The sequence below is a fragment of the Planctomycetota bacterium genome, assembly GCA_026387035.1.
GTDB lineage: Bacteria > Planctomycetota > Phycisphaerae > FEN-1346 > FEN-1346 > JAPLMM01.
This window is the reverse complement of sequence record JAPLMM010000143.1, coordinates 1-8,881: the sequence shown is the minus strand read 5'-3', so window position 1 is coordinate 8,881 and position 8,881 is coordinate 1. Positions and strand designations below refer to the sequence as shown.

The 8,881-nt window shown below is 64.9% G+C and carries 8 protein-coding genes; 4 read left to right on the top strand and 4 right to left on the bottom strand.

Annotated elements, in window-relative coordinates; genetic code table 11:
• Positions 1-465: 465 nt before the first annotated feature.
• Complete coding sequence (locus NTX40_04875; protein MCX5648416.1) at positions 466-921, bottom strand: dTDP-4-dehydrorhamnose 3,5-epimerase family protein; 456 nt, start codon at positions 919-921, stop codon at positions 466-468.
• A 25-nt stretch (positions 922-946) separates the two neighbouring features.
• The gene (locus tag NTX40_04870) at positions 947-2,212 is read right to left on the bottom strand and encodes a DUF1570 domain-containing protein (protein ID MCX5648415.1); all 1,266 of its coding nucleotides are present in this window, start codon (positions 2,210-2,212) and stop codon (positions 947-949) included.
• Positions 2,213-2,628: 416 nt separating this feature from the next.
• Here NTX40_04870 and NTX40_04865 point away from each other — a divergent pair, with 416 nt between their 5' ends.
• From NTX40_04865 to NTX40_04850, 4 genes are all read left to right on the top strand, one after another.
• On the top strand, positions 2,629-2,886 hold the full coding sequence (locus tag NTX40_04865) for a flagellar biosynthesis anti-sigma factor FlgM (protein ID MCX5648414.1): 258 nt from the start codon (positions 2,629-2,631) through the stop codon (positions 2,884-2,886).
• Positions 2,887-3,083: 197 nt separating this feature from the next.
• Positions 3,084-3,953 carry a 4-hydroxy-tetrahydrodipicolinate synthase gene (gene dapA, locus NTX40_04860; protein MCX5648413.1) on the top strand — a complete coding sequence of 290 codons (870 nt, stop codon included), beginning with the start codon at positions 3,084-3,086 and terminating at the stop codon, positions 3,951-3,953.
• 87 nt (positions 3,954-4,040) lie between these two features.
• Positions 4,041-5,651, top strand: a complete 1,611-nt coding sequence (locus NTX40_04855) for an ATP-binding protein (protein ID MCX5648412.1) — start codon at positions 4,041-4,043, stop codon at positions 5,649-5,651.
• Positions 5,652-5,704: 53 nt separating this feature from the next.
• Positions 5,705-6,814: a zinc ribbon domain-containing protein gene (locus NTX40_04850; protein MCX5648411.1), complete on the top strand. Its 1,110-nt coding sequence runs from the start codon at positions 5,705-5,707 to the stop codon at positions 6,812-6,814.
• Between the two features lie 129 nt (positions 6,815-6,943).
• Here the strand turns inward: NTX40_04850 and NTX40_04845 are convergent, their stop codons facing one another.
• Both NTX40_04845 and guaB read right to left on the bottom strand, forming a co-directional pair.
• Positions 6,944-7,369: a hypothetical protein gene (locus NTX40_04845; GenBank protein MCX5648410.1), complete on the bottom strand. Its 426-nt coding sequence runs from the start codon at positions 7,367-7,369 to the stop codon at positions 6,944-6,946.
• A gap of 48 nt (positions 7,370-7,417) precedes the next feature.
• A partial coding sequence (gene guaB / locus NTX40_04840) for an IMP dehydrogenase (protein ID MCX5648409.1) occupies positions 7,418-8,881 on the bottom strand: 1,464 nt, incomplete at its 5' end.

Below are 8,881 nucleotides of genomic sequence, written 5' to 3'. Positions count from 1 at the left end.
GACACGGCGATTTCCTGCCCCCATCCTGCTGCCTGTCCCGACCCCCGAAGCCTGCCCTGAGTCCCGACGCGCTCGCCCCGCCTGCCCTTTGGGGTTGGGGCCGGGATCGAAGGATTCCCCCCCGCCTGCCACGGCGTAGTCCCGGCGCGCCGGGACGAAGCCGGGTTGCCTTTCGCCGTTCAATCCCCAATCCGAAATCCGAAATCCGCAATAGTGCACAAAAACCGGTAAAAACCGCACCAAAAACGTGAAAAAAGTCGAAAAAAGCACTAAATCCGCGCTAGCCCATCTTAACATTCGGGTCCCGTGCAGTGAAAAAACCGCCCGGACGCTAGCGCCAGGGCCGGTGGGTTCCAAAAAATCGCCCAAAAATACCCCCCAAAACTCGCGCCAAAAAGTTATCCACAATCGCCGCCGCGCATAAGTTAAACCTCGGCGCGCTTTTCAATCCGCAATCCGCATTGTCTATCGGTCCTCGCGGGACCAGGCGTAGGGAATCTCGTCGGTGTGGGCGGGCAGGCGGTACTCATCGGGTTCCTTCCGGTTGTAGGGTTCCGTGGGCGTGTTGATGATGATCGCCTCGCCGGAGGAAATGCACTTGAAGCCGTGGTAAACGCCCTTGGGGATTCGCAGGCGCACCGGGTTCCAGACGCCCATGAAGAACTCGTTGACTTCGCCGCGGGTGGGCGAACCTTCGCGGGCGTCGTAGAGGACGACCTTCATCATGCCCTGGACGCAGACGAAGTTGTCGGTCTGCTTCTTGTGGTAGTGCCAGGCCTTGACGACGCCGGGATAGGCGGTCGTCAGATACACCTGGCCGAACTTCTCGAAGTCCGGTTCGTCGGAGCGGAAGATTTCCATGAGGCGTCCGCGCTCGTCGGGAATGGGGTTCAGCGGCGTCACTTTCACACCGTCTATCATGGCCTTCTCCTCGCCGGGGGGACCGTCACCGGACCGATGCGGCCGGGCGGGCCACCACCGTGACGTCCATTCTACCGCTCTCGGGGTCTTTCACATACTGAGTTTCCAGGACGATGCCGGCGTGGTGCCGGCACCGCACGACGGGGGTTCCCCCGGCCGGGTCGGGGACCAGTTCGTAACTGGTGTCGGCGTCGGGGCGCTTGTCCTGGGGGCACTTGAAGAGGGCGGCGACTTTGTCACGGTCGTCGCTCGAAACGAGGGCGCCGTCGCTGGATGTCAAGGTCCATTTGCCGAGCCGGCCCTCGATGGCCGCCTGGCGGAAGGTCGCCATGTCCTCGACGACATCGGTCTTGTCCGCCACCCGCAGGAGCAGGAGGCCGAGCCCCCTCAGATGCGACTTGCAATCCAGTTGGGCATCGGGCTGAAGGGCTTCGACATACTCGCGCCAGCGGTCCTCGAAGGCCTGGTAGTTCGCGCCGAAGGTTTTCTCCCAGGACCGCGTCCCGTCCTCGCCCCGGGTGATGTAGTAGATGAATTGGAGGAAGGCGGCACGGTACTTCTGGTTCCCGCCGAAGGCCAGGAAGTGGACCATGGCCCAGGCCTCGTGGTATTGAAGGGAGGCCGTGGCGCTGCCGGAATGGACGGCCCCGAGCCATTCCTGGTTCGTGAGGACGAGCATGCGGCCAACGGGGACGAGTTGGCCTTTCTCGATGGCCCGGCGAAGGGCTGCGACGCGCCAAGGCACCACCTGTCCGACCTCAAGCCCGCCCCGCAGAAACTCGCCCTGCTCGAAAAAGGTGGCCAGACCCTCGTTCAGCCACATGGGGCATTCGTGGCCGATAAAGTGGGCGACGAACTGATGCGTCCCCTCGTGCCGCAGCGTCGAGAGGACAAGGTCCAGTTCATTGGCGGATCCCCAGCAGGCCAGGACGTCGCGTCCGGACATGAAGATGCCGCGCGATCCCTTGGCGGCATCGCCCATCTCGCGGAGGTACCGCTCCGGGGTGGAAAGGACCAGGACCTCGAACCGCTGAATGGCTTTGGGCTTTTTGATGTTGCCCATGCGGCGATAGAGTTCGGCATAGAGGGCTTCCTGGTGGCTTGCCGCGGTCTGGCCCACGGCGGGCCCGAGATCCGTCCGGACGCGGTAGTGGGGGGTCTCGACGACCAGATCGCCGCCCTGCTTGCTCACGGGCCACCCGGCACCTGCGGCCGAAGCCACACCAGTCGCCAGGAAGACCAGCAGCGCGGCTGCGGTCACCGTCAGGTGGCTCATTTGCCCAACGCGCATCCGAACACCTCGCACGAGGTTCCAGGCGGCCCATCCTACTGAATCGCCAGTCTTGATTCAAGGCATTGGCGAAACCGTGTTTTTCACGAGCCAAGAAGGCCCAATGTTAAACTAGGTAATCTAGAAAAACCGGCGAAAGGGATAGGGTGCATCATGGCCAAAAAATTCCTTTGAGAATCCGCAAGAATCGGCAAGAGAAATCTTTCTAAGTTTTTATTATACAATGGCTTAGGCACTTTCGCCTGGTCTCTGCGCGTGCCTCAAGTCGCCCATTCTGCACGCCGATAGGATGGACGGAGCGCGCATCAGTGCGACGCGCATCCCGAGACGCACCGAAGAGGCAGCACCCGGAACATCGTTGGCTGACCCACGCCTCGAACGAAACCGGGAATCGTAGGCACGAACGGGAGCGCCAGATGAGCCAAGACCGCCGGAAACTGATGAGGCAGAGCATCCCCGAGGAAGCCCCTTACAGTGAGGCGACGCCCCCACCGATGGGCAGTACGCCGGACATGGCGGAGACGCTGCGCCTCCTGGAGAGAATCAGCCGGATGCCTGACATCCGGTTTGAGAAAGTCCAGCAGATGCGCGAACTCATCGCGGAAGGACGGTTTGAAACGCCGGAGCGGATCGAGGGGACCGTGCGGCGCTTGATGGAGGAACTCGGGCTCTAGCCATCGGGGCTGGGCCCTCAATAGGAGGTTCGGATCGCAGGACGTTGGCAGTCGGGCAGGGAGCCGGATCGGCACGGGGCCGGTCCGGCTCCGTATTTTTGGGGGTTCGTCGCGAACCTCCGCCACCTGTATAAACTGGACAATGCCCCGCCGGACGCTAAAATAGGCACCGAAGCGGACTTCGAGAGGAGCCGACCATGTTCACCGGAATGCTGGTCGCCCTAGTGACACCGTTTAAGAACGGTCAGGTGGACTACGGGCGAATCGAACGGCTGGTGGATTGGCACGTCGAGCAAGGCACGGAGGGACTCGTGCCCGTCGGAACGACCGGCGAAAGTCCGACCGTGGACGTTGCTGAGCACCAGAAGATCGTCAAGACGGTGGTCGAGCGGTCGGCGGGGCGGATTCCGGTCGTCGCCGGCACAGGCGGCAACGCGACCGCCGAGGCCATTCACCTTACCCGGTACGCGAAGGACGTCGGGGCCGACGGCTCACTCCAGGTCTGCCCCTACTACAACAAACCGACCCAGGAAGGGCTGTACCGGCACTTTGCGGCCATTGCGGAGGCGGTGGACCTGCCGATGGTCCTTTACAACATTCCGGGGCGCACAGGGGTGTCGCTGGCGCCGGCGACGGTGGCACGGCTGGCGGAGTTGCCGCAGATCGTCGCCGTCAAGGAAGCGACGGGCTCGATGGACCAAGCGAGCGAGATTCTCGCGCAGTGCGACCTCGTGGTGCTCTCGGGCGACGATTCGCTCACGCTGCCGCTCATGGCCGTCGGCGCCCAGGGTGTCATCAGCGTCGTCGGAAACCTCGTGCCGAAGGACATGAAACGCCTGACGGACGCGATGCTGGCCGGCGACGTGGCGGCGGCCCAGGAGGCCCACCGGCGGCTCTTTCCCCTCTGCCGCGTCCTATTCATCGAAACCAACCCGATCCCCGTCAAGACGGCGATGAAGATGGTCGGGCTGCTGGAGTCGGACGAGAAGCGGCTGCCGATGACGGACCTTTCGCCCGAGCATGCCGAGGCGCTGAAGAAAGAGCTGGAGGAATACGGATTGTTGTGAGGGGGACGTGGGAGGATCCCCGGGATTCGCCGAGGCGTTGCCTCGGCTCATCCCGGGGCTTTGAACGGCGTGCAATGAAGGCTGCCGATGGCAAAGCGACCCGGATCGCGAACCACGCTTGAAGGTCGGGGCCGGATCATCTTCGGTCTGTTTATTCTGCTCACTGTCGTGGCGTGCTTGTCGTGGCCCTGGTGGCAGATGGGCAACCTCGCGCGGTCGGGCGAGCCGGAGCGGGCCCGGATGCTGGCCCACGCTTTCCTCCAGAACCTTCACGCCGTCCGTTTCGCGGCGGACGACAAGTTCCGCGCGCAACTCCCCCGGTTCGTGGCAGCCATCGAGGGAAACGCCAGACTGGTCCACCTGGCGCCGGCAGGGCCCGGCCGGCCGAAGGAGGTCCCGGCGGGCCTCGGCAAGTTCGAAACGGAATCCCTCCAGGTCTTCCTCAGGCACCCCGAGGAGAGCCGCTATTGGCGCACGGACGGCAACACGCTTCAGTACGTTCAGGCTTTTCGGGCGACGGCCGATTGCCTCGGGTGCCACAGCACCTATCAGGCGGGCGAGCCGATCGGGGCCGTCGCGATCCGGCTGGACATCGGCGAACGAAACCGCACGCTCCTGGCGAACCGGCTGGTGCTGGCGCTGGCGGCGATGCTCGTCGTCGCCTTCTCGGTCGCCGTCTTCTACGCCCTTTTCCGCTACATGGTCGTGCAGCCGGTGCAACACCTGAAGGACGTGGCCGACCGCGTCAGCGAGGGCGACCTTCAGGTCCGGAGCGAGATCGACACGGGCAACGAACTGGAGGCCCTGTCGGACGCGCTGAACCACATGCTGGACCGCCTGGCGAAGAGTCAGGCGGAACTGCGGGAGGCCAGCGTCGCGCGCGACGCCAAACTCGACGAACTGGCGAAGGCGAACGTCGCACTGTTCGAGATGAACCAGGTCAAGACGAAGTTTCTGGCGACCATGAGCCACGAACTCCGCACTCCGTTAAACTCGATCCTCGGCTTCGCCCAGGTGCTGGGCGAGTCGAAGGCCGTTGCCGACGATCCGAAACTCGGCCGCTACGTCCAGAACATCCTGACGAGCGGGCGGATGCTGCTGGAACTGATCAACGACCTGCTGGACCTGGCGAAGATCGAGGCGGGTCGGATCCAGGTCCGCTGCGAGAAGATTTCGCCTCAGGACATCGTGGAAGCGGCCTCCAACATGGTCCGCCCGCTGCTGGGCGATAAGCCTCTCTCGCTCCGCCACGAGGTGGACCCCGCGACGCCGCTCATGGTGACTGACGGAGCGAAGGTCCAGCAGATTCTACATAACCTCCTGTCGAATGCGATCAAGTTCGCCGAGGAGGGGGAGGTCCGGCTGACGGCGCGGCCGGCCGACGGCGATCGGGTCGCCTTTGCCGTCGCCGACACCGGGCCCGGCATCGCGCGGGAGGAGCAACTGCGGATCTTCGACCGGTTCACGCAACTGGATTCGAGCCACACCCGGCGACATCGCGGCACGGGACTGGGCTTATCAATCGTAAAAGAATTGACGGGGCTCCTGGGCGGCGAGGTGTCCGTCGAGAGTGAGCCTGGCCACGGGGCCATGTTCATCGTCTGTCTGCCGGTGGACAGCAGCCGATTCGACGGGCAGAGACCCGATAAGACGGATGAAGCCGACGCTGACGCCGCCAAAAAGGAACCCGGCGCTTAACGCTTGAAATCCCGGAACAACCGTACGAAAATGGCCACAGGGAGTGAGATGCCATGGCGATCGTGTTCCGATGTCCTTGTGGGCGAAGCATGGTGGCGGAGGCCGACCGTGCCGGCGCCGTGATCGTCTGCCCGAACTGCCGACGGAACCTCCGGGTCCCGAGCGGCAAGGGTCGCGGCGTGGAACTGGCGCCGATCCCGGCCGCCGCCAAGACGCAGAGCACGCGGCCGTGCGAGCGATGCGGCCAGAGCGTGCCGGTGGATGCGCAGATGTGTCCCCATTGCCGCACGGTCCTGACGGCGAAACCGTCGGCGCCGGCCGCCGGGGCGCCTGCCCCCGCCGATCGGCAGGTGGCGCCGCAGGCTCGTCCGAGCCCCCTGGCAGGCGTGCCCCTCGTTTTCGGCGGCTCGCGGGCCACGTGGTGGACGCGCCTTTCCCAGGGCGCCAAGGCTGGCGTTTTCGGCGGGATTGGCGGCTTCGTACTGATCGTGGCCATTGGGATATACTTCGTACACTCCTCCTGGCTCGCCCAGGAAGTGACCGGCGCCCGCGACCGGGCGCAAAAAGCGCTCGCAAGCGGCCGGCAACTCGAGAACGAAGGAAAGTTTCAGGAGGCCTACGACCTTTATTACCCCGCTTGCGACACGGCTGACAACTATCTCAGAACCACCGGCCGGCAAGCCGACCGCGACCTTGTGCAAGCCCTCAGCACCCGCGTGGGCGCGCTGCACTACCTCGTGCCGGAACCCAGGACGCGCGAATCGCTCCGGTGGAAACCGACCAGCCAAGCCGAGTTCGAGCAGGCCACACGCGACCTGATTGCGAACTATCCGGCCTACCGGCAACGGGTTCTGGCCGTGGCGGACTCCGCGCTGGCCGCCATCCAGCGCGCCCGCGCCGAACCGAACCAGACCGTCTTCAACCAGAACGTCAGCCAGACCATGGACGCCTTCGTCCAGTTGACAAACCAGACGACACCCCAGCAGCGGGCCCAGTTCAGTTTCTCCATGCTCATTCAAGCCATGCGCGAAATGACAGGCGCGAACCGCAACTGGCCGACGGCCGGCCCCACCTACCTCGGACAGGCCGAAGGGCGATTCAACGCCTTGAAAAACCTCGTCCAGAAACCGCCGGGAACCCTCGAAGGCGATAAGATCATGTAGGCGCTTTGCCCCCCGGCCGTCCGGGCCGACTTCGACGGCAGGATTAACACTACAACGTAACTTTGCGCGGCGGGTCTCCGCACCCGCCGCGCAAAAGGGTCAGGTGGCGCTGTAGGATTAAGAAGGGGATCAGTCCGCGAGGGGAAACTTCGTCCACGGCGGGCACAGAATCATCTCGATCGGAAACGCCAAGGCCCGGCCGGTGAACATCAGCCAATCCGCCAACGCCGCGCCGGCCGCCAATGGCAGGCAGCGGTCCACGGACGCGTCAGTCGGCGACGGCGTGGCCAAGGGACTCCGGAAATAGATGGGCGCGTGAGATTCCTTCAGACCAAGCAACGTCACGGTCATCGGTTCGAACGGGCGGACGTAAACCGGACCGAGCGGCGCTTCGAGTGATTCGGGGGCGTTCTCGGCCGCGGGCGCCGGGCGGTCGGCTGCTTCTGTCGCCGCGGCTTCGGGCGCCGCGGGGGCTTCATCCTGCGCCCATGCGAACGGAACCAGAAAACCGACGGCCAGAACCGCTGCCAGCCAACCTCTCGACCGTGCGATCATCGTCCCGTCCTCCAAAGCCCTGCGCGACGCCACGCAGCGCCGATCGGCCTAAAACTCCATCTGGCCGGTCGGGATGCTGTAGTTGGGCGATTCCTGGGTAATGGCGATGTCGTGCGGGTGGCCCTCGATGACGCCGGCGTAGGTGATGCGAATGAACTTCGCCTTCGTGCGAAGCATCTGGATCGTCCGGCACCCGCAGTAGCCCATGCCGGCCCGGACGCCGCCGACCAACTGGTACACGAAATCGGCGAGGCGTCCGCAGTAAGGCACGCGGCCTTCGACGCCCTCGGGGACGAGTTTGTCGCGGCCGCCCTTTTCGGCGCCTTGGCCGTAGCGGTCGGCGGAGCCTTGGACCATGGCGCCGAGGGACCCCATGCCGCGGTACGCCTTGAACGTGCGTCCCTTGTAGATGATGAGTTCGCCGGGCGCCTCGTCGAGCCCCGCCAGGAGGCTGCCGAGCATGACGCTGGACGCTCCGGCGGCCAGGGCCTTGGTGATGTCGCCCGAGTGCCGGATGCCGCCGTCCGCGATGACCGGAATCCCGTGGCGTTCAGCCTGGAGGGCACAATTGGCGACGGCGGTGATCTGAGGCACGCCGACGCCGCTCACCACGCGCGTCGTGCAGATGGAGCCGGGCCCGATGCCCACCTTGACGGCATCGACGCCGGCCTTCGCCAGGTCGGCGACGGCCTCGGCCGTCGCGACGTTGCCCGCGATCAACTGGATGGCGTGCTTCTTGCGGAGGGTCTTGACCGTCTCGATGACGTTGGCCGAGTGACCATGGGCCGTGTCCACCACGAGCACGTCCACGTCCTTGGCGACGAGTCCGGCGGCCCGCTCGTAGTCGTGGACGCCGACGGCAGCGCCGACGCGGAGGCGCCCCCGGTCGTCGCGGCAGGCGGACGCGAACTGCTGGAGTTTGTCGATGTCCTTGATGGTAATCAGGCCGACGAGCCGGCCCTCGTCGTCGACGAGGGGCAATTTCTCGACGCGATTCCTGACGAGGATGCGTTCGGCCTCTTCCAGGCTCGTTTCAGGCGGGGCAGTCACGAGGTTCTCCCGGCCGGTCATCACGTCGGCGATGGCGGCCTCGCGATCCTCTAGGAACCTCAGGTCCCGGCGCGTCAGAATGCCCACCAGCCGGCCGTCCTCCGTAATCGGGATGCCGGAGATGTTGTTCTGTTCCATGACCTGCTGGGCGGTGGCGACGCGTTCGTTGGGGCTGAGCGTCACGGGATCGGTGATGATGCCGTTGGCGCTGCGTTTGACCTTTTCGACCTCGCGAACCTGGCGCTCGACGGACATGTTCTTGTGGATGATGCCGATGCCGCCTTCCTGGGCGAGCGCGATGGCGAGCGCCGCCTCCGTGACGGTGTCCATGGCGGCGGAGACGATGGGAATGTTGATGCGGATTTCGCGCGTCAGTTGCGTAGAGGTGTCGACGTCGCGAGGCACGACGTCGCTGAGAGCGGGCACGAGCAGGCAATCGTCGAACGTGATGCCGTCACCGCA